General features: G+C 62.8%; 21 protein-coding genes. 9 read left to right on the forward strand and 12 right to left on the reverse strand.

Annotation, left to right across the window (positions count from 1 at the left end; translation table 11 throughout):
- Positions 1-2 precede the first annotated feature (2 nt).
- Together dnaJ and dnaK are read right to left on the reverse strand one after the other, a co-directional pair.
- Positions 3-1,139, reverse strand: a complete 1,137-nt coding sequence (dnaJ, locus tag IEX64_RS15840; RefSeq protein ID WP_188821105.1) for a molecular chaperone DnaJ — start codon at positions 1,137-1,139, stop codon at positions 3-5.
- A 76-nt stretch (positions 1,140-1,215) separates the two neighbouring features.
- The gene (gene dnaK / locus IEX64_RS15845) at positions 1,216-3,132 is read right to left on the reverse strand and encodes a molecular chaperone DnaK (protein ID WP_188821107.1); all 1,917 of its coding nucleotides are present in this window, start codon (positions 3,130-3,132) and stop codon (positions 1,216-1,218) included.
- Positions 3,133-3,323: 191 nt separating this feature from the next.
- On the opposite strand from dnaK, the gene IEX64_RS15850 reads away from it, so the two are divergent.
- Entirely contained in the window at positions 3,324-3,830 is a 507-nt protein-coding gene (locus IEX64_RS15850; RefSeq protein WP_229710477.1) for a copper chaperone PCu(A)C, read from the forward strand.
- Here IEX64_RS15850 and IEX64_RS24780 read toward each other — a convergent pair.
- Complete coding sequence (locus tag IEX64_RS24780; RefSeq protein WP_373290158.1) at positions 3,824-4,090, reverse strand: hypothetical protein; 267 nt, start codon at positions 4,088-4,090, stop codon at positions 3,824-3,826. The genes IEX64_RS15850 and IEX64_RS24780 overlap by 7 nt on opposite strands.
- A gap of 3 nt (positions 4,091-4,093) precedes the next feature.
- Here IEX64_RS24780 and IEX64_RS24785 point away from each other — a divergent pair, with 3 nt between their 5' ends.
- On the forward strand, positions 4,094-4,327 hold the full coding sequence (locus IEX64_RS24785) for a hypothetical protein (protein WP_373290159.1): 234 nt from the start codon (positions 4,094-4,096) through the stop codon (positions 4,325-4,327).
- A 114-nt stretch (positions 4,328-4,441) separates the two neighbouring features.
- On the opposite strand, the gene IEX64_RS15860 is transcribed toward IEX64_RS24785, so the two are convergent.
- The 3 genes from IEX64_RS15860 to hrcA all read right to left on the reverse strand — a co-directional run bounded on the left by IEX64_RS15860 (position 4,442) and on the right by hrcA (position 6,465).
- Positions 4,442-4,699: a YMGG-like glycine zipper-containing protein gene (locus IEX64_RS15860; RefSeq protein ID WP_188821109.1), complete on the reverse strand. Its 258-nt coding sequence runs from the start codon at positions 4,697-4,699 to the stop codon at positions 4,442-4,444.
- Between the two features lie 128 nt (positions 4,700-4,827).
- The gene (gene grpE, locus IEX64_RS15865) at positions 4,828-5,403 is read right to left on the reverse strand and encodes a nucleotide exchange factor GrpE (RefSeq protein ID WP_188821110.1); all 576 of its coding nucleotides are present in this window, start codon (positions 5,401-5,403) and stop codon (positions 4,828-4,830) included.
- Between the two features lie 18 nt (positions 5,404-5,421).
- Positions 5,422-6,465, reverse strand: coding sequence for a heat-inducible transcriptional repressor HrcA (gene hrcA / locus IEX64_RS15870; protein ID WP_188821113.1), 1,044 nt, complete (start codon positions 6,463-6,465; stop codon positions 5,422-5,424).
- Between the two features lie 96 nt (positions 6,466-6,561).
- On the opposite strand from hrcA, the gene rph reads away from it, so the two are divergent.
- From rph to IEX64_RS15890, 4 genes are all read left to right on the forward strand, one after another.
- Positions 6,562-7,278 (forward strand): ribonuclease PH, encoded by a 717-nt coding sequence (gene rph, locus IEX64_RS15875; RefSeq protein WP_188821116.1) that lies wholly within the window; start codon positions 6,562-6,564, stop codon positions 7,276-7,278.
- 125 nt (positions 7,279-7,403) lie between these two features.
- Positions 7,404-8,033, forward strand: coding sequence for an RdgB/HAM1 family non-canonical purine NTP pyrophosphatase (gene rdgB, locus IEX64_RS15880; RefSeq protein WP_188821118.1), 630 nt, complete (start codon positions 7,404-7,406; stop codon positions 8,031-8,033).
- A gap of 11 nt (positions 8,034-8,044) precedes the next feature.
- Positions 8,045-9,196 (forward strand): radical SAM family heme chaperone HemW, encoded by a 1,152-nt coding sequence (hemW, locus tag IEX64_RS15885; RefSeq protein ID WP_188821120.1) that lies wholly within the window; start codon positions 8,045-8,047, stop codon positions 9,194-9,196.
- On the forward strand, positions 9,193-10,089 hold the full coding sequence (locus tag IEX64_RS15890) for a tyrosine recombinase XerC (RefSeq protein WP_188821122.1): 897 nt from the start codon (positions 9,193-9,195) through the stop codon (positions 10,087-10,089). The genes hemW and IEX64_RS15890 overlap by 4 nt, the downstream gene beginning before the upstream one ends.
- Here the strand turns inward: IEX64_RS15890 and IEX64_RS15895 are convergent.
- The 4 genes from IEX64_RS15895 to rsmI all read right to left on the reverse strand — a co-directional run bounded on the left by IEX64_RS15895 (position 10,068) and on the right by rsmI (position 12,960).
- Positions 10,068-10,685, reverse strand: coding sequence for a DedA family protein (locus tag IEX64_RS15895; RefSeq protein ID WP_188821125.1), 618 nt, complete (start codon positions 10,683-10,685; stop codon positions 10,068-10,070). The genes IEX64_RS15890 and IEX64_RS15895 overlap by 22 nt on opposite strands.
- A gap of 33 nt (positions 10,686-10,718) precedes the next feature.
- Positions 10,719-11,705, reverse strand: coding sequence for a glutathione synthase (gene gshB / locus IEX64_RS15900; RefSeq protein WP_188821127.1), 987 nt, complete (start codon positions 11,703-11,705; stop codon positions 10,719-10,721).
- 68 nt (positions 11,706-11,773) lie between these two features.
- Positions 11,774-12,136 carry a YraN family protein gene (locus tag IEX64_RS15905; protein WP_188821129.1) on the reverse strand — a complete coding sequence of 121 codons (363 nt, stop codon included), beginning with the start codon at positions 12,134-12,136 and terminating at the stop codon, positions 11,774-11,776.
- A complete protein-coding gene (rsmI, locus tag IEX64_RS15910; protein ID WP_188821131.1) occupies positions 12,133-12,960 on the reverse strand; it encodes a 16S rRNA (cytidine(1402)-2'-O)-methyltransferase in 828 nt (275 codons plus the stop codon). Before rsmI ends, IEX64_RS15905 begins: the two co-directional genes overlap by 4 nt.
- A 66-nt stretch (positions 12,961-13,026) precedes the next feature.
- Here rsmI and IEX64_RS15915 point away from each other — a divergent pair, with 66 nt between their 5' ends.
- The 3 genes from IEX64_RS15915 to mazG all read left to right on the forward strand — a co-directional run bounded on the left by IEX64_RS15915 (position 13,027) and on the right by mazG (position 17,072).
- A complete protein-coding gene (locus tag IEX64_RS15915; RefSeq protein ID WP_229710479.1) occupies positions 13,027-14,172 on the forward strand; it encodes a penicillin-binding protein activator in 1,146 nt (381 codons plus the stop codon).
- Between the two features lie 90 nt (positions 14,173-14,262).
- A complete protein-coding gene (gene parE, locus IEX64_RS15920; protein WP_188821135.1) occupies positions 14,263-16,272 on the forward strand; it encodes a DNA topoisomerase IV subunit B in 2,010 nt (669 codons plus the stop codon).
- Positions 16,273-16,283: 11 nt separating this feature from the next.
- Positions 16,284-17,072: a nucleoside triphosphate pyrophosphohydrolase gene (mazG, locus tag IEX64_RS15925; protein WP_188821136.1), complete on the forward strand. Its 789-nt coding sequence runs from the start codon at positions 16,284-16,286 to the stop codon at positions 17,070-17,072.
- Here mazG and hflX read toward each other — a convergent pair.
- On the reverse strand, positions 17,049-18,377 hold the full coding sequence (hflX, locus tag IEX64_RS15930; RefSeq protein ID WP_188821137.1) for a GTPase HflX: 1,329 nt from the start codon (positions 18,375-18,377) through the stop codon (positions 17,049-17,051). The genes mazG and hflX overlap by 24 nt on opposite strands.
- A gap of 17 nt (positions 18,378-18,394) precedes the next feature.
- Positions 18,395-18,964 carry an RNA chaperone Hfq gene (gene hfq, locus IEX64_RS15935; protein ID WP_188821138.1) on the reverse strand — a complete coding sequence of 190 codons (570 nt, stop codon included), beginning with the start codon at positions 18,962-18,964 and terminating at the stop codon, positions 18,395-18,397.
- Positions 18,965-18,994 lie beyond the last annotated feature (30 nt).

The raw sequence follows: 18,994 nt of genomic DNA on the forward strand, positions 1-18,994 counted from the left end.
ACCTATTCGGTCAGGTCGCTCCAGGCGTCCTTGATGCGGTCGAAGAAGCCTTTCGACTGCGGGCATTCATCGCCGGTTTCGGTTTCCTGCAGTTCGCGCAGCAGTTCCTTCTGGCGAGAGCTGAGCTTGGTCGGCGTTTCCACCGAAATCTCGATCACGAGATCGCCGCGGCCGCGGCCCTGCAGCACCGGCATGCCGGCGCCACGCTTGCGCAACTGCTTGCCGGACTGAATGCCGGCCGGGATATCGATGGTGATCATCTCGCCGTCCATGCCGGGAATCTCGATCGATCCGCCCAGAGCCGCCGTGGTGAACGTGATCGGCACGCGCGTGAGCAGCGTCGTTCCTTCGCGTTCGAACACCTTGTGGCGCTTGACGTGCAGGAAGATGTACAGATCGCCCGGAGGCGCGCCGAACGGCCCCGCCTCACCCTTCCCCGACAGACGGATACGTGTACCGGAATCGACGCCCGGCGGAATATCCACCTCGAGCGTCTGCGGTGTGTCCACACGGCCTTCGCCGCGGCACGTCCGGCAGTGCTGCTCGATCACCTCGCCGCGACCGTGGCACGTCGGGCACGTGCGCTCGACGACGAAGAAACCCTGCTGGGCACGAACCTTGCCGTGGCCTGCGCACATGTTGCAGGTGTGCTTGCCGGTGCCGGGTTCCGCGCCGGCCCCCTCGCAGGTCTCGCAGGTCTGCGACACCTCGATGGTGATTTCGGTGTGCTTGCCGTGAAATGCCTCGTCGAGGCTGATTTCCATGTCGTAGCGCAAGTCGGCACCGCGACGGGCCTGCTGGCGCCCGCCGCCGCCTCCGAACGCGCTACCGAAGATCGATTCGAAAATATCGCCTATGTCGCCGAATTCGGCGCCCATCCCGCCGCCGCCTGCGGCTCCCATGCCCTGCTGGAATGCAGCGTGGCCGTAACGGTCATAAGCGGCCCGCTTCTGCGGGTCTTTGAGGCAGTCGTAAGCCTCACTGATTTGCTTGAAGCGCGCTTCGGACTCGCTGCACCCCGGATTCTTGTCCGGATGGTAGCGCATGGCAAGCTTGCGGTAGGCCGACTTGATCATCTTGTCGTCGGCGTCGCGCGAAACTTCGAGCAGTTCGTAGTAGTCTATCTCGGTCGCTGACACGTAGTATCCCCCGTAGATAACCTAACCGCCACCGGAGCAGCTGCACCGGTGGCGGTCATGGTTTTCATCAGGACGTTCAGCCCTTGTTTTCGTCGACTTCCGAGAACTCGGCGTCGACAACGTCTTCGTCGCCGCCTGCAGCCTGAGTCTCGGCGCCCTCGGAACCGGCTTCGCCCTGTTCCTTCTCGTAGATCGCCTGGCCCATCTTCATGGCCACCTGGGTCAGTTCCTGAGCCTTGGCATTGATCTCTTCTGGATTTTCGCCTTCGAGCGCCGTCTTGGTCGCGGCAATCGCGGCCTCGACTTCACCCTTGAGCGTAGCGTCGATCTTGTCGCCATTCTCGGAGAGCTGCTGTTCAGTCGCGTGGATCAGACTATCGGCGTTGTTACGCGCCTCTGCCGCCTCGCGACGCTTCTTGTCCTCTTCGGCGAACTGCTCGGCATCCTTGACCATCTGGTCGATGTCGGAGTCCGAAAGACCACCCGAAGCCTGGATGCGGATCTGCTGTTCCTTGCCCGTGCCCTTGTCCTTGGCGGACACGTTCACGATGCCGTTGGCGTCGATGTCGAAAGTGACTTCGATCTGCGGCACGCCGCGGCGTGCCGGCGGAATGCCGACGAGGTCGAACTGGCCGAGGAGCTTGTTGTCCTGCGCCATCTCGCGCTCACCCTGGAACACGCGGATCGTCACCGCCTGCTGGTTGTCCTCGGCAGTCGAGTAGACCTGGCTCTTCTTGGTCGGGATCGTCGTGTTGCGGTCGATCATCTTGGTCATGATGCCGCCCAGCGTCTCGATGCCCAGCGAAAGCGGGGTCACGTCGAGTAGCAGCACGTCCTTGACGTCGCCCTGCAGAACGCCGGCCTGGATCGCTGCGCCCATGGCGACTACTTCGTCCGGGTTCACACCGGTGTGCGGTTCCTTGCCGAAGAATTCCTTCACGACTTCGCGAACCTTGGGCATGCGGGTCATACCGCCCACGAGCACAACGTCATCGATGTCAGCCGCGGACAGCCCTGCGTCGGCAATTGCTTTCTTGCACGGCTCGATGGTCCGCTTGATCAGGTCCGCGACCATCTTCTCGAGGTCGGAGCGGGTCACCGTTTCAACGAGGTGAAGCGGGGTTGTGCTGCCGCCTTCCATGCGCGCGGTGATGAAGGGCAGGTTCACTTCGGTCGAAGCGGTCGAGGACAGCTCGATCTTCGCCTTTTCGGCCGCTTCCTTCAGGCGCTGCAGAGCGAGCTTGTCGGTCCGCAGGTCCATGTTTTCCTTGGCCTTGAACTTGTCTGCCAGCCATTCAACCAGCTTCGTGTCAAAGTCTTCACCGCCGAGGAAAGTGTCGCCGTTGGTGGACTTCACTTCGAACACGCCGTCGCCGATTTCGAGGATCGAGACGTCGAAGGTACCGCCGCCAAGATCGTAGACCGCGATGGTCTTGCCGTCCTGCTTCTCGAGGCCATAGGCCAGCGCAGCCGCGGTCGGCTCGTTGATGATGCGCAGAACTTCGAGACCCGCGATCTGGCCGGCGTCCTTGGTCGCCTGGCGCTGCGCGTCGTTGAAGTATGCGGGAACCGTGATAACCGCCTGCGAAACCGTCTCGCCGAGATAACTCTCAGCGGTTTCCTTCATCTTCTGAAGGATGAAGGCGGAAATCTGCGACGGGCTGTAGTCTTCACCGCCGGCCTGTACCCACGCGTCGCCGTTCTTGCCCTTCACGATGGTGTAGGGGACCAGTTCGGTGTCCTTCTTGGTCACCGGGTCATCGAAGCGGCGGCCGATAAGGCGCTTCACTGCGAAGATCGTATTGTCGCCGTTGGTCACGGCCTGGCGCTTCGCGGGCTGACCGATCAGGCGCTCACCATCCTTGGTGAAAGCCACGATCGACGGCGTCGTGCGCGCGCCTTCCGAATTTTCGATAACCTTGGGCTTGCCGCCGTCCATAACAGAGACACAGCTGTTGGTGGTGCCAAGGTCGATACCGATTACTTTTGCCATTTACCCCATTCCTCACGTCAGTGGTTGACACCGCGCGGATCGCCTCCCGAAAGGCAAGGCAGCTTGCGCGGCTCGATGACGTTCCAAGTCGTCGGAGGGCGATATAGGAGCGGTTTCGCTTGGAACAAGAGCGGCAAGGTGGCATTACGTTCGCGAATTTTCACAAGTCTCAATTCGGGGAATTTCCGGTCGTGAATCCGCTACATACGCTTGCTTTTCTCTCCGGCATGACGGCCTTGGCATTGCTCGCTGCATGTCAGCAGGCGGATGCGCCGACGCCCGAGGCAACTTCTGCCGAGGCCAACGGCCCCGATGCAAAACCCGGCATTTCCGCAAGCCAGGGACGCATGATTCTGCCCGTCGTGCCCGGGCGGCCTGCAGCCATCTACTTCTCCGTTCGCAACGATGGTCAACTCGCCGCAACACTCGCGGGGGTTCATGTGGCAGGCGCCGAAAAGTCGGAAATGCACAAGACCGAAGGCGGCTCGATGAGCCCGGTCGATGCCGTGACCATCGATCCCGGCGCCACCATCGAATTCGCACCGGGCGGTTATCACGTCATGGCCTTCGAATTGGCCGACGAGCTGACGTCGGGCAGTTCGACCGAATTGACGCTGACGTTCTCGGACGGGGACAAGCTCTCGATGCCGCTCCACATCGAGACGATGGGCGATGCCATGAATGGAGGACATCACTGAAGGCGCGGCGCGCCGCGCACGTTTGTCCGCCCGGCGGCGAGCGAGAACTCACGCCGGGAGAAGTGGTTCTCGTCCGATCCGTATTCGGTGAGGCTATCGATCCTGGGCCGGTGCGTATTCGGCGCCGGCGCTGGTTCCCGTTTCAACCGGTCGGCACGGTCATGGCGCCCTGTGGACACGTGCATTTCCACCCGCGCGCCGAAAGCTACAGGGATGATTTCTCGGTTCATGGTCCAGGGCTGCAAGGCCTGTTCATCCATGAAATGACGCATGTCTGGCAGACCCAGCAGAAAGGCCGCTGGTACTTGCCGCTCATGCGCCATCCGTTCTGCCGCTACGACTATGCCTTGCAGCCGGACTGGCCGCTGGAGCGCTACGGCATCGAACAGCAGGCGGAAATCGTGCGCCACGTATTTCTTCTGGCGCGCGGATTCGATGTGGCGGGAGCCCAGCCGCTGGAGGATTATCGCGGCGTCCTTCCCTTCGCATCAGCCTAGGAGAAGGTCTGCTAGCTTGCGTTGGTTCCACCGCGCTCTTTCTTGGGATCAATTCAAAAGAAAAAGGCGCGGAACCTGTCCGCGCCTTTTTCATATCCATGTTGTGAACTGCGATCAGCAATCGCGGTCCCAATAGCGGTTGCCATTCCGGTCATACCGATAGCAGCCCTTGTCCTTGTCGACCTGCGAACCGACGGCCGCACCTGCCGCAGCACCGATTGCTGCGCCTGTGCCAACATCACCGCCGGTCACGGCACCGACACCTGCACCTAAAGCGCCGCCTGCCAGCGCGCCTTCGCCCGAATAATTGCTGGCACAACCAGCCACACTGAACGCCCCGGCGGCGAGAATAGGCAAAATAAACCTACGCATTGAATTCCTCCGAAAATCTGGCTCTCCCAGACACAACGGAGGGGCACGGTACTGGTTCCAAATGCGAAAACGGCCCGTCTACGGCCTGCATCGGGTCATCCCGCATCAGGCCGCAGGTGTCTTCGCTATCAGTCGGGCTTCTTGGCCACAGCGACCATGGCTGGGCGCAAGAGGCGGTCCTTGATCATGTACCCGGACTGCATTTCCTGCACGATAGTGCCCGGCTCGGCATCTGCCGAAGGCACTTCGATCATGGCCTGATGCTGGTTGGGGTCGAGCGGCATGCCCATTGCTGCCACGCGGGTAATCCCATGCGAGGTGAAGACCTTGTCGATTTCGCGCGACGTCGCCTCGATCCCGGCCACCAGGCCCTTGAGCTTCTCGTCCTCCCGCATTTCATCGGGGATCGCGGAAAGCGCACGAGCGAGATTGTCGGCCACCGACAGGATATCGCGCGCAAATGACGTTGCCGCATAAGCGCGCGTATCCGCGATGTCCTTCTCAAGCCGCCGGCGCACGTTCTGCGTTTCGGCGCGTGCGTAAAGCACGTCCTGTTTGGCGGTTTCCAGTTCCTCGCGAATCTTCGCGAGGTCCTCGTTCTCGTCGTTCTTGTCGAGCATTCCTTCGGGTACGCCCTTCAGTTCTTCGGCCACGGCTGCGTCCACCGTCACGTCTTCGGGCGGCTGCGTCTTGTCGTCGGTCATATTCTAATCAGTTTCCAGCTATCTGATGAGCTTGCCCAAGCTTTGGGCGGTGAAATCCACCATGGGGACGACCCGCGCATAATTCAACCGCGTGGGCCCGATAACCCCCACTACGCCGACAACCCTGCCCTCACGATCGCGATAGGGGGAAGCGATCACCGAGGAACCCGACAGCGCGAAAAGTCGGTTCTCCGATCCGATAAATATCCGCGTAGACTTTGCTTCGCGGGCCACGTCGAGCAAATCGGCGACCGACTGCTTGCTTTCGAGGTCATCCAATAGTGAGCGCACCCGCTCCAGATCGGAAACCGCCGCTTCATCGAGCAGATTCGCCTGGCCCCGCACGATGAGCACCGAGCGCTGCAACGCATCCTCGCTCCAGACGGCCAGCCCGCGTTCGACGAGATCGCGACTGGCATCGTCGAGCGCGGACTTTCCGGAATGGATCTCGGCGTGCATGACTCTGGCCGCTTCAGCAAGCGTTCGTCCGGCAAGGCGCGCTGAGATATAGTTCGACGCCTCTTCCAGCGCACTCGGCGGCAGACTTTGCGGGAGATCGACAATCCGGTTTTCGACGGCCCCGTCGGCACCGACCAGCACGGCAAGCGCCCGATCTGCCGAGAGCGGCACCAGTTGCAGGTTGGTAACGCGCGGCTCACGCTTGGGCACCATGACCACGCCTGCGCCCGACGAGAGATTGGACAGTAGCGAACTCGTCGCCTCCAACGCTGCCTCGATCGGGCCCGGCGCCGCAATCTGGCTTTCGATGGCCGCGCGCTCTTCTGCCGAGGGTTCGGCCACCTGCATGATGCCGTCGACGAAGAGCCGCAGACCGGCTTCCGTCGGCAGGCGCCCTGCACTCGTGTGGGGCGCAGCCAGAAGTCCCTGCGATTCGAGATCGGCCAGTACCGAGCGAATCGATGCCGATGAAAGATTGACACCGCCCGGACCGGCCAGCGCCTTCGACCCCACCGGTGTCCCGGTATGCAGGTAGCCTTCCACGACGAGACGAAATATTTCTCGTGCGCGTGAGGTCAGTTCGGTGATCGGCGGGTTGGGCATAGCCCTCCAATTTAGGCAATGGGCTTGCGGCCTCAAGCCTTATGCGCGAAGGGCGGCTCAATATCGCGGATCACCAATTCAATACAAGGAATTCCCATGCGTCCTTCCGGCCGTGCCCCCGACGAAATGCGGGCCATCGATATCCAGACCGGTTTCACCAAGCACGCCGAAGGCTCTGTGCTGATTTCCTTCGGCGACACCCGTGTACTGGTGACCGCCTCGGTGGAAGAGAAAGTGCCCCCGTTCCTTCGCGGCAAGGGCGAAGGCTGGGTGACGGCGGAGTACTCGATGCTTCCGCGCGCCACGCACACCCGCGGCTCGCGTGAAGCGGCCAAGGGCAAGCAGTCCGGCCGCACGCAGGAGATCCAGCGCCTGATCGGCCGTTCGCTACGCGCCGTTGTCGATATGAAGAAGCTCGGTGAGCGCCAGATCGTGCTCGACTGCGACGTGTTGCAGGCCGATGGTGGCACCCGCACGGCCTCGATCTCGGGCGCCTGGGTCGCCCTGCGCCTCGCGGTCGACAAACTGATTGCCGAGGGCAAGATCAAGGAAGACCCGATCGAAGGCCGCGTTGCCGCGATTTCCTGTGGCATCTACGAAGGCAATCCGGTGCTCGACCTCGACTACATCGAAGACAGCTCGGCCGATGCCGATGCCAACTTCGTGCTGATCGAAGGCGGCAAGATCGCCGAGGCCCAGGCCACCGCCGAAGGCGCCTGCTACGACGAGGAAGGCCTGCTGCGCCTGCTGCGTCTTGCCCGCATCGGCTGCGAGCGGATCTTCGCGGAGCAGGGCAAAGCTGCAGGGCGCTAAGAGGCGCTCAAATTTATCGTCGCCCCCGCGCAGGCGGGCCCCCGCTTTTCTTGGATAGCCACAGAAAGGAGCGGGATCCCCGCCTGCGCGGGGATGACGAACAGTATGGCCGAGAGGACACTGAGATGACCCGCAAGTTCGACAGCAAGCGCCTTGTCATTGCCACGCACAATGCCGGCAAGCTCAAGGAGATCTCGGCCCTGCTTGCACCTTACGGTATCGAGTGTCTGTCCGCCGGCCAACTGGGCCTGCCCGAGCCCGAAGAAACGGGCACGACCTTCGTCGAAAACGCGTTGATCAAGGCTCACGCGGCGGCAAAGGCCGCGCAGCTTCCCGCTCTCGCCGACGACAGCGGGTTGTCGGTCACCGCGCTCGACGGCCGCCCCGGCGTTTATACGGCCGATTGGGCCGAGCGGCAGTGGTTCGAAGGCCCTGCCGGCCGTGACTGGTACATGGCCATGGGCAAAGTCGAGGGTCTGCTGTGCGAACAGGGCCCCGCAGTCGACCGCTCGTGCTGGTTCTCCTGCGTCCTCGCGATTGCCTGGCCGGAAGGGGACGAGGCCCTCTACGAAGGCCGCGTGAACGGTACCTTCTCGTGGCCGCCGCGCGGGACGATGGGTTTTGGCTATGACCCGGTATTCGTCCCCGAAGGCCGCGATGTCACCTTCGCCCAGCTCGATCCGGAAGAGAAGCACAGTATGAGCCACCGCGCAGATGCTTTCGCGAAGCTGGTCGCGGAGCAGTTCGGCAGCTAGAATGGAGGCCCATGGCCCGCGCGCTCTACATTCACTGGCCGTTCTGCCTTGCGAAGTGCCCCTATTGCGACTTCAATAGCCATGTCCGCGAGCGGGTTGATCATGCCCGCTGGGAGCAGGCGCTTCTGGCCGACATGCGCCACGAGCGCGAGGTCTCCAGTGCCGAGCCACTCGAAAGCGTGTTCTTCGGTGGGGGGACGCCCTCGCTGATGCCCCCTGCCCTCGTCGCGCGGCTACTGAAGGAAGCGGAACAGATCTGGGGCTTCGCTCCAGGCATCGAGATCACCCTTGAGGGCAACCCCTCCTCGGTAGAGGCGGCAAACTACGCGGCGCTGGCGGACGTTGGCGTAAATCGCGTGTCGCTCGGCCTCCAGGCACTCGATAACGAAACGCTGCGTTTTCTCGGGCGACTGCACGATGCCCCCGAAGGACTGGCCGCACTCGACGTGGCACAGCGGCATTTCGAGCGCGTTTCGTTCGACCTGATCTATGCCCGGCCGGGTCAGACGCTGGATGCGTGGCAGGCCGAACTCTCGCAGGCGCTGACCTACGGCACCGGGCACCTCTCGCTCTATCAGCTCACCATCGAGCCCGGCACGCGGTTCGAAACCATGGTCCGCAAGGGACAATTCACCCCGCTGGACGACGACGCCTGCGCGGACATGTTCGAACTCACGCGGGACATGACTGCTCAGGCAGGCCTGCCCGCCTATGAAGTCAGCAATCACGCCCGCCCCGGCGAAGAAAGCCGCCACAACCTGACCTACTGGCGCTATCTCGACTATTGCGGGATCGGGCCCGGTGCGCATGGACGCCGCACGGGCAAGGCGACCGTCCGGCATCGCAAGCCGGAAAACTGGCTCGAGGCCATCGATGCTACCGGCAACGGTATTCGCGAAGCACGGCCACTCGGCACCCGCGAACAGGCGAGCGAGGCGATGCTGATGGGACTGCGGCTGCGCGAAGGCGTCGACGTTGCCGCCTTGGCAAACCGCTTTGGCCTGCAAGCGGACGAATTATGCGATCCGCGCAGGGCGCAGTTCTTCGAAAGTCAGGGACTTGTCTGGCGGAAAAATTCCCGTGCCGGCATCACCGCTGCCGGCATGCCCGTACTCGATGCCCTCTTGGGCGAGCTGGTTCCCTCAGCGCTTGTGGAGCCATGACCAAGGCGGACATCCTGGAAGCCTGGGGCGCTTATCTCGCGCAAGGCCGCAGGCGCAGCCCGCATACCGTGCGCGCCTATCTGGCTACGGCTTCGCGGTTTCTGGATGCTATCGGAGAGGCGGACTGGGCCACTCTTGCCCAGCTCGATGCATCGGATCTGAGGCGGCAACTGGCGGCGCGAAGACAGGACGGAATCGGCAATGTTTCCGCGGCGCGCGAGTTGTCCGCCCTAAAGGGATTTCTGACTTTCGCCCGCAACCAGGCCGGTCTGGGGGAGGCCATGCCACCGCGCCTGCGCGGGCCGCGCGTCAAGAAAGGCCTGCCGCGCCCGGTCACGCCCGACGAGGCGGTGAACCTGGCCGTTGCCGTAGATGACAATGCGGTCGAACCGTGGATCGGTGCCCGCGACCGGGCCGTTCTACTGCTGCTCTATGGGGCTGGACTACGCATTGCCGAAGCGCTGTCTCTGACCGGCGCCGCCGTTCCCTTGAGCGGTACGCTGACGGTTACGGGCAAGGGGGGAAAGCAGCGTGTTGTCCCGCTACTCCCGATCGTGCGCGAAGGTGTCGCCGACTATCTGGCCAAGTGCCCCTGGATCATAGCGCGGGACGAGGCCCTGTTCAAAGGTGCCAAGGGCGGGCCGCTCTCGCAAGGCATGGTCCAAAAGGCCGTGGCTCGGGCGCGTATCGCTCTGGGCCTGCCCGCGACGGCCACCCCCCATGCCTTGCGACACAGTTTCGCGACGCACTTGCTGGGCGCCGGTGCCGATCTGCGCTCGCTGCAGGAACTGTTAGGCCACGCTTCGCTGGGTTCGACCCAGATATATACCAAGGTCGATGCAGCCACCTTGCTGGACGTCTACCGCAACGCTCACCCGCGTGAGCAGGACTGATCGCGCGGCTTCCAGCGGGCTACGCGCCAGAAGTAGTAGAGCACTGTGGCCACTGTAAGGACGATGGTGGCCGTGCCCAGCCATTGCTCCGCCGTCGAGAAGGTCTGGCCCAGCCATGTCCCGCCCATGATCAGCGCCGCGTTCCAGATCGCGGCGCCGAGGGCCGTAAAGATGAGAAATTGCGCATGCCGCATGTGCGCAAGGCCAGCGGGAATCGAGATGATCGTTCGGAACATAGGGGCAAAGCGAAGGAAGAAGACAACCCAATGGCCATGCTTGCGCAGGAAGTGGCCGGTCGTCTCGACGTCATGCCATTCCATGGTCAGCCACCGTCCCCAGCGATCGACGAAAGGCCGTAACTTTTCATAACCCAAACGGTCGGCGGCGAGAAACAGCACATAATTGCCGAGGGTCGTGCCGATGGTGGCCGTCGCCAGAAGCGGCCAGAATTCCATCTTGCCGCGCGCGACGGCAATGCCGGCCACGCCGAGGATCAGTTCGGAAGGAATGGGCGGGAATATGTTCTCCAGCATCATCAGGAAAATGATGCCGGGATAACCGCCCTGCCAGATTATCGCATAGATCCACTCAGACACAGGCGACCTCATGGAAGCTCTGTGCCTGAACGATTACATCGCCGCGTGGCGCACTTCGATCGCGTCCCAGATTTTCGCGGAAGTATCCGTCCCGTTGAACTTGTCGATCGCCACGATACCCGTGGGTGAAGTCACGTTGATTTCTGTGAGCCATTTTCCGCCAATCACATCGATACCGACGAAAACGAGGCCTCGGGCCTTCAGTTCCGGTGCGAGCGACGCACAGATCTCTTCTTCGGCTGAAGTGAGGCCGCAGGCCTCCGCCGATCCGCCGACGGCCAGGTTTGAGCGGAACTCGCCCTCGCCCGGCTTGCGATTGATGGCCCCCGCGAACTCGCCGTCCACAAGCACGATCCGCTTGTCGCCTTCGGCCACATCCGGGAGGAAAGGCTGCACCATAAAAGGTTCGACCCAGGCATTCTGGAACATTTCCACCAGTGCGCCGAGGTTGCTGCCATCCGCCGGCACCCGGAATACCGCCTTGCCGCCGTTGCCGTGCAGCGGCTTGACGACGAGATCGCCGGGCATGCCGCCTTCAACCATCCGCTGCTGGAACAGCTTCACGTCCTCGATACGGCGGGCAATGAAGGTCGGCGGCATGAAGCGGGCATAGTCGAGTACGAAGACCTTCTCCGGTGCGTTGCGCACCGAAACCGGGTCGTTGACAACCAGCGTCTGGCCGGCGAGGCGCTCAAGCAGGTGCGTTGCCGTGATGTAGCCCAGATCGAACGGCGGGTCCTGTCGCATCAGCACGACATCGATGTCGTCGACGAGGTCGATCAGTCGGTATTCGCCGCGCGTGAAATGCGCGCCTTCGACACGTTGCACTGTCACCGGGGCGCCCCAGCAGGTCAGACGGCCCACTGCCCCCTGAGAGGCATCATAGGCGAGCGTCCGCACATCGTAGTGAAACAGCCTGTGCCCGCGCTCCTGCGCCGAGAGCATCAGCGCAAAGGAAGAGTCCCCTGCAATGTTGATGCTTTCGAGCGGGTCCATCTGGACGGCGATGCGTAGGGTCATGAAGTGTGGTCCTGCAATGAAGCGTCGGCGCGCGGCCTAGCGGGAATTCGGGTCTGGGGCGAGGCCTTTCAAGTGCCCGGTTGCCAGGCATTGACGATCCGGCGCGGCCAGGATCGCGGCGCCATCAGCATCACGTCGATACGCTGGGTGTCGCCGGCCTTCGCATAGCGACTGGCAATGGTCTCCGCCGCCGCAGCGACGCGCCGCAAGCGGGGAGCGGTTATGGCCGTGTCGAGTTCCTCCCGGCTGCCCCGCCACTTGACCTCGATAAAGCACAGCGTCTTGCCGCGGCGCGCGACAATATCCACTTCCCCTCGTGGCGAACGCACCCGCCTGCCGACTATGCGCCACCCCGTCAGCATAAGATAAAGCGCGGCCCATCGTTCTGCACGGCGTCCGTTTCTCTCGGCCTTGCTCCGCTTGCGGGTCATTTCAGCTCCATCGCCCGCGCATAGAGTTCCTTGCGGTCTTTGCCTGTAGCCTTGGCGACCCGCGCAGCAGCCTGCGAGGGTTTGGCTTCCGCCAATTCCGCCAGCAGCAGCGCATCGATATCCACGTTTTCGGGCAGTTCGTCCGAAGGCGGACCGATCATCAGTACGATCTCGCCCTTGGGCGGGTGGGCCGCATAGTGCGCCGAAAGCTCGGAAGGCGTGCCGCTACGGCATTCTTCGAACCGCTTGGTCAACTCGCGGGCAACGGCAACCTCGCGCCTGGGCAGGACGGAATCGATCGCCGACAGGGCCGCATCCAGACGCGGCGCGGTTTCATAGAAGATCAACGTAGCCTTCACCGCGCCCAGTTCCGCCAAGGCTTCCTCTCGGGCCTTTGCCTTGTTGGGCAGAAAGCCGGCGAAGAGGAAGCGGTCATTGGGCAGGCCCGACAGCGTCATACCCACCACCGCGGCACTGGGGCCCGGCAGGCTGGTGACCGCGATCCCCCGCTCGCGGGCCAGTCTGACCAGACGATAGCCGGGATCGGAAATCAGCGGTGTTCCCGCATCGCTAACGAGCGCCACCGGCTCTTCCACCATCAGTGACAGCAATCGCTCACGGTCATTCTCGCTGGCGTGGTCGTCATAGCGGATGAGCCGCTTCTTCAACCCCAGATGATGCATCAGCTTTCCGGTAACCCGAGTATCCTCGCAAGCGACCGCGGATGCCGAACGCAACATCTCAACCGCTCGCAGCGTTATATCGCCCAGGTTGCCAATCGGGGTCGCGACTATATACAGCCCCGGTGAAAGAGATTGTTCCATTACAAGACTCATGGCCAAGTACCCAGGGAGCGGCAAGGGATGTTTGACAAGTGCTTGAATTCGCCGATGAATCGGCGAAATCTTCTTGCCGCTACGACAATGGCGGTGTTGGCCGGCTGTACCGTGGTGCCCAAGGCACCGGCCCCGACCACGCCGGTCCCGACGCCGACGCCCACTGAAAGCGTCATTCCCGAAGACACGGCCCATCATCGCGTGGCGCTGCTGGTGCCGGTGAGCGGCAAGAATGCCGCCGTGGGCCAGTCTATCGCCAATGCCGCGAACATGGCGCTGCTCGATACCGGCGCCAAGAATCTGCGGATCACCACCTACGACACCGGTAACAATGCCGCCGACGCGGCCCGCCGCGCGCTGGCTGACGGCAATCGCCTGATCCTCGGTCCGCTGCTCTCGGACAACATTCCAGCAGTTGCGGCAGTGGCCCGTCCGGAAGACGTTCCACTGATCTCGTTTTCGAACGATGAAAAGGCGGCGTCGAAGAACGTCTTTATCATGGGCAACCTGCCCGGGCAGTCGATCCAGCGCACGGTCGAATATGCCCACGCGCATGGCGTTTCGGCTTATGCCGCGCTCATACCCCGTGGCGAATATGGCGACCGTGCCAGCGACGCGCTGCTATCTTCGGTGCGCAGCAGTGGCGGTGCGGTGATCGCCATGGAACCCTATGATCGTACGGCCGCATCGATCGGCGGAGCGGCTACCCGGCTCAAGGCCAAGAGCGGCTATGGCGCCCTTCTCGTCGCTGACGGCGGAAAGCTCTCTGCCCGTGCCGCCACGGCCTTCCGCGCTGGTGGCGAAAACGCAAATGTCCGTCTCCTGGGCACGGAGCTGTGGGGCGGCGAACGCGAACTGACATCGACGCCTGCGCTCAACGGGGCATGGTATGCAACCGTCTCCGATCAGCGTTTCCCGCAGTTTTCCAATAGCTATCGCTCACGTTTCGGCGCGCAGCCCTTCCGCATTGCGACGCTTGGCTACGACGCCGTTCTTCTGACCCTGCGCATTTCGCGCGACTGGAAGGTCGGCAAGAAGTTCCCGACGTCCGACATGCTCGAAAGCGGCGGCTTCCTCGGTCTCGACGGTGCCTTTCGCTTCACACGCGGCGGGATCATCGAGCGCGCGCTGGAAGTGCGGGAGATCAAGGACGGTTCAGTCTCCGTCGTCAGCCCGGCGCCCAGCAAGTTCGGCGATTGACCTCTGGAGGGCTCTGAAGGCCCTGCAATCGGAGGATAAGCGCAAGTGTGCGCTTGATCGCGGATTCAGGCGCTGCGTATAGTCGCGGCCATGTCCGATGACCTGTTCGACAAGCTGCCTGCCGCTGGTGGGGAATCCTACGATGGTTCCGCAATCGAGGTGCTGGAGGGGCTCGAGCCCGTCCGCAGGCGCCCCGGCATGTATATCGGCGGCACCGACGAGCGTGCCCTGCACCATCTCGCCGCTGAAGTGCTCGACAACGCGATGGATGAGGCGGTGGCAGGCCATGCCAACCGCATCGAAGTGACGCTGGAGGAAGAACCCGGTACCGCCGGCCGGCTGACCATTACCGACAACGGGCGCGGCATCCCAGTCGACGAGCATCCGAAATATCCGGGCAAGTCGGCGCTGGAAGTCATTCTGTCGACGCTGCACTCCGGCGGCAAGTTCTCGGGCAAGGCCTATGCGACCTCGGGCGGTTTGCACGGTGTCGGTATCTCGGTGGTCAATGCCCTGTCGGTGAAGACCCGCGTCGAGGTCGCCCGCAACAAGGAGCTTTACGCGCAAGAATTTTCGCGCGGGCAGACGCTGGGGCCTATCCAGAAAGTCGGCGCGGCGCCCAATCGGCGCGGTACGGCCGTCACTTTCACGCCCGACACCGAGATTTTCGGCGAGCAGAAGTTCAAGCCCGCCCGGCTGTTCAAGCTGGTACGGTCGAAGGCCTACCTCTTTGCGGGCGTCGAAATCCGCTGGAAGTGCTCGCCCGCGCTCGCCAGCGAAGACGTGCCCGAAGAAGCGACATTCCAGTTTCCGGGCGGCCTCGCCGATCATCTTGCCGAGCAGGTCGGCACCCGCGAATGCGTAACCAGCCAGTTCTTTTCAGGCTCGCAGGAATTCCCGGCTGGCGAAGACGGTCCCGAACAGGGGCGGGTCGAGTGGGCGATTGCCTGGCCGCTCTACTCGGACGGGTCCTATTCCTGGTACTGCAACACCATTCCGACCCCGGATGGCGGCACCCACGAACAGGGCCTGCGCGCTGCGCTGACCAAGGGCATTCGTGCCTTTGCCGAACTGGTCGGGCAACAGAAGAAGGCCAAGGACATTACGCCGGACGACGTGGTAACCGGCAGCGAAGTCATGCTCTCGGTCTTCATCCGCGATCCGCAGTTCCAGAGTCAGACGAAAGACCGCCTCACCAGCCCCGAGGCCGCGCGTCTCGTCGAAAACGCGATCCGCGATCACTTCGACCATTTTCTCACCGACAATCTCGAACGCGGCAAGGCGCTGCTCGGTTCGATCATGGAGCGCATGGATGACCGCCTGCGCCGCAAGGCCGAACGCGACGTCAAGCGCAAGACCGCGACCAATGCCAAGAAGCTGCGCCTTCCCGGCAAGCTGACCGACTGTTCGGGCGAAGGTCAGGGCGAGACCGAGCTGTTCATCGTCGAAGGCGACAGCGCCGGCGGCTCCGCCAAGCAGGCGCGCGATCGCAAGACCCAAGCGATCCTGCCAATCCGCGGCAAGATCCTCAATGTCGCGTCGGCAAGCGCGGACAAGATCCGCGGCAACCAGGAAATCGGCGATCTGATGCTGGCGCTGGGCTGCGGCGTCCGCAAGGACTGCAACGCCGACAATTTGCGCTACGACCGGGTCATCATCATGACCGACGCCGACGTCGACGGTGCGCATATCGCCACACTGCTGATGACGTTCTTCTTCCAGGAAATGCCGGACATCGTGCGACGTGGGCATCTCTATCTCGCGCAGCCGCCGCTTTACCGCCTCACCGCCGGATCAACCTCGGCCTATGCCCGCGACGAAGCCCACCGCGCCGAGCTGGAAGCGACGCAGTTCAAGGGCAAGAAGGTCGAAGTCGGGCGCTTCAAGGGCCTTGGCGAAATGAACCCGCAGCAGCTTCGCGAAACGACAATGGCCCCTGCATCCCGATCGTTGATCCGCATCACCCTGCCCCCTGAATACGAGGACCGGGCAGCGGTGAAGGATCTGGTCAATCGCCTGATGGGCCGCAATCCCGAGCATCGCTTCGAGTTCATCCAGAACCGCGCGGGCGAAGTCGACCGCGACCTCATCGACGCCTGAGGCTTGGTGCCATGTCGGAAGCACGCCACCAGCAAATCGACCGCCTGCTTGCGATCATGGCGCGCCTGCGTGATCCGGAGACGGGCTGTGAGTGGGACCGGGCCCAGACCTTCGCGACGATCGCACCCTATACGATCGAAGAAGCCTACGAGGTTGCCGACGCCATCGAGCGGAACGACCTGGCAGCCCTGCGCGATGAGCTCGGGGACCTGCTGCTGCAGGTCGTGTTCCATGCGCGCATGGCGGAGGAGGCGGACCACTTCGCCTTCGCCGATGTCGCTGCGTCGATTTCCGACAAGCTGGAGGCCCGGCATCCGCACATCTTCGGCGACGATGCGTCCGGCGATGCCCAGACCGAACGCTGGGAAAAGCTCAAGGCGAAGGAACGGGCGGCAAAGGGGGAGACAAGTGCCGTCGATGGCGTTGCCTTGTCATTACCCGCATTGATGCGCGCGGAAAAACTGCAAAAGCGCGCTGCGCGTGTCGGTTTCGACTGGCCCGATCCCAGCGGCGCAGCTGAAAAGGTTCATGAGGAAATGGGCGAACTCGCCGAGGCCGATCCCGGCAGCAAGCTCGAAGAAGCCGGCGACCTGCTGTTCGCAGCCGTCAATCTCGTCCGTCTCAATGGCATAGCACCCGAGGACGCCTTGCGCGCTGCCAATGCCAAGTTCGAGCGGCGATTCCGGGCTATGGAATCACTGGCATCCAGCGAGAACCGGGACTTCGCCAAGCTCTCGCTCGACCAGCAGGAGAGCTACTGGCAGGCCGTCAAAGCATCAGAGCGAGGCAAAACGGCCTAGTTCGCGTTCGGTCAGCCGGACTTTCAGTCGCAGTTGCGGGCCATCGGCCCCCTCACCCGCCTGTTCCTCGGACACGACGTTCCCGCGTGCATGCAGGAACGCAATGCGCTGGCCATCGGCAGCGGGAAGAACGAAGTCGTAAATCTTCGAATCCGCCGTCAACTTCTTGCCGACGACCTCCAGAAGATTGTCGCACCCTATTCCGGTCAGTGCCGAAAGCGGCACGATCGTCTCTCCCTCCCGATGGGTGATGGCTTCGCGCAGCTGATCGGCCTGTTCCGCGCCGAGGAGATCCCACTTGTTCCACACTTCGATGATCGGAATCGGGAATTCGCTCTCTTCGCCGTCTTCGCCAGGCACAATGCCAAGGTCGGCCAGGACATCGAGAACCTGCTTCTTTTGCGCCTCGGTATCGGGATTGGCGATGTCGCGCACATGCAGGATCACGTCCGCAGCGGTGACTTCTTCCAGCGTCGCGCGGAAGGCAGCAACGAGCTGCGTGGGAAGATCCGAAATGAAGCCCACCGTGTCCGACAGGATTGCCTTCTCGACACCCGGAAGCCGGATCGCCCGCATCGTCGGATCTAGCGTGGCGAACAGCAGGTCCTGCGCCATGACATCGGCGCCCGTAAGGCGGTTGAACAGCGTCGACTTGCCCGCATTGGTATAGCCGACCAGTGCAGCTACCGGCCAGGGCGCCTTTTCGCGGCGTTCCCGGTGGAGCCCGCGTGTCCGTCGCACCTGTTCAAGTTCGCGCCGGATCTTGGCCATGCGATCGCGGATCAACCGGCGGTCGGCCTCGATCTGCGTTTCACCCGGACCACCGAGGAAACCGAAGCCACCGCGCTGGCGCTCAAGGTGAGTCCAACTCCGCACAAGGCGGCCGGCCTGATAATCGAGATGTGCCAGTTCGACCTGCAGCCGGCCTTCCGCCGTTGCCGCGCGTTCGCCGAAGATCTCGAGGATCAGCCCGGTCCGGTCGATAACCTTGCGCTTGAGCTTTTCTTCGAGGTTTCGCTGCTGGATCGCCGATAGCGAACCATCGACAATGACCAGTTCGGCCTCGTTGAGTTCGCAGCCAGTCGCAATGTTCTGGATCTGGCCTTCGCCGAACAGCGTACCGGGACGCGGCTCGCGAATGGGAATGGCCACGGCATCCGCCACCACGAGGCCGATTGCCAAGGCAAGCCCCTTCGCCTCTTCGAGGCGTGCGTCGGGATCGAGATCCCCTCTCCCGCGCATCTGAGGATAGGCGACGAAGGCACGCGCACCGCGCGTGACTTCGCCCTTAAGTTCGTCGTTCAATTGTTTTCCGTCTCGACTCAGTCGTCGGCTTCTTCATGCGCCTGCAGATCGACCGGAGTCACGGGCTGAATCGTCGAAACGGCATGCTTGTAGGCCAACTGCACATAGCCTTCGCGCTCCAGCAGCATGCAGAACAGGTCGTAGGCAGCAACGCGGCCCTGCAGCATGACGCCGTTGATCAGGAACATCGTGACCTGCACGCCGGCGCTGCGAATGCTGGAAAGGAACACGTCCTGAAGCAGGCGGGTCTTCTTCGCACTTTCAGCACCATTGGCGAACTGCTGCGCATCGACCGGGGTCGAAGGCATGATCGTGGAGATCGCGTGCTTGTAGACAAGCTGAGATTGTCCGTCACGACGCAGCAGGATGGAGAAGTTGTCGAACCAGGTAACGATGCCCTGCAACTTCACGCCCTTCACCAGGAACATGGTGACGGGGGTCTTGTTCTTGCGCAGGAGGTTGAGGAACTGATCCTGAAGGTTCTGCCCCTTGCCTGCAGAAGTCCCCGATCTTGCGGGAGCCGATGCAGGAGCCGCGGAGGGCTCGGGTGCAGGTTTCGGTCGCGCAGAGAGCGTTCGACCAGCCATTCTCAATCTCCTTTTCTTGGCGGCCGCAGT

The sequence above is a fragment of the Novosphingobium indicum genome (genome assembly GCF_014645195.1).
GTDB lineage: Bacteria > Pseudomonadota > Alphaproteobacteria > Sphingomonadales > Sphingomonadaceae > Novosphingobium > Novosphingobium indicum.

Excerpts from the sequence above, each read along its gene's own strand:
- IEX64_RS24785 (WP_373290159.1), top strand. The coding sequence starts at position 4,094 with ATGACGCATGTCTGGCAGACCCAGCAGAAAGGCCGCTGGTACTTGCCG.
- hrcA (WP_188821113.1), bottom strand. The coding sequence starts at position 6,465 with ATGCCCAACCCGCCGATCACCGAACTGACCTCACGCGCACGAGAAATA.
- IEX64_RS15860 (WP_188821109.1), bottom strand. The coding sequence starts at position 4,699 with ATGCGTAGGTTTATTTTGCCTATTCTCGCCGCCGGGGCGTTCAGTGTG.
- grpE (WP_188821110.1), bottom strand. The coding sequence starts at position 5,403 with ATGACCGACGACAAGACGCAGCCGCCCGAAGACGTGACGGTGGACGCA.
- mazG (WP_188821136.1), top strand. The coding sequence starts at position 16,284 with ATGTCGGAAGCACGCCACCAGCAAATCGACCGCCTGCTTGCGATCATG.
- IEX64_RS24780 (WP_373290158.1), bottom strand. The coding sequence starts at position 4,090 with ATGGATGAACAGGCCTTGCAGCCCTGGACCATGAACCGAGAAATCATC.
- parE (WP_188821135.1), top strand. The coding sequence starts at position 14,263 with ATGTCCGATGACCTGTTCGACAAGCTGCCTGCCGCTGGTGGGGAATCC.
- hemW (WP_188821120.1), top strand. The coding sequence starts at position 8,045 with ATGGCCCGCGCGCTCTACATTCACTGGCCGTTCTGCCTTGCGAAGTGC.
- rsmI (WP_188821131.1), bottom strand. The coding sequence starts at position 12,960 with ATGGAACAATCTCTTTCACCGGGGCTGTATATAGTCGCGACCCCGATT.
- gshB (WP_188821127.1), bottom strand. The coding sequence starts at position 11,705 with ATGACCCTACGCATCGCCGTCCAGATGGACCCGCTCGAAAGCATCAAC.
- IEX64_RS15915 (WP_229710479.1), top strand. The coding sequence starts at position 13,027 with ATGAATCGGCGAAATCTTCTTGCCGCTACGACAATGGCGGTGTTGGCC.
- rdgB (WP_188821118.1), top strand. The coding sequence starts at position 7,404 with ATGACCCGCAAGTTCGACAGCAAGCGCCTTGTCATTGCCACGCACAAT.
- hfq (WP_188821138.1), bottom strand. The coding sequence starts at position 18,964 with ATGGCTGGTCGAACGCTCTCTGCGCGACCGAAACCTGCACCCGAGCCC.
- IEX64_RS15905 (WP_188821129.1), bottom strand. The coding sequence starts at position 12,136 with ATGACCCGCAAGCGGAGCAAGGCCGAGAGAAACGGACGCCGTGCAGAA.
- IEX64_RS15890 (WP_188821122.1), top strand. The coding sequence starts at position 9,193 with ATGACCAAGGCGGACATCCTGGAAGCCTGGGGCGCTTATCTCGCGCAA.
- rph (WP_188821116.1), top strand. The coding sequence starts at position 6,562 with ATGCGTCCTTCCGGCCGTGCCCCCGACGAAATGCGGGCCATCGATATC.
- dnaK (WP_188821107.1), bottom strand. The coding sequence starts at position 3,132 with ATGGCAAAAGTAATCGGTATCGACCTTGGCACCACCAACAGCTGTGTC.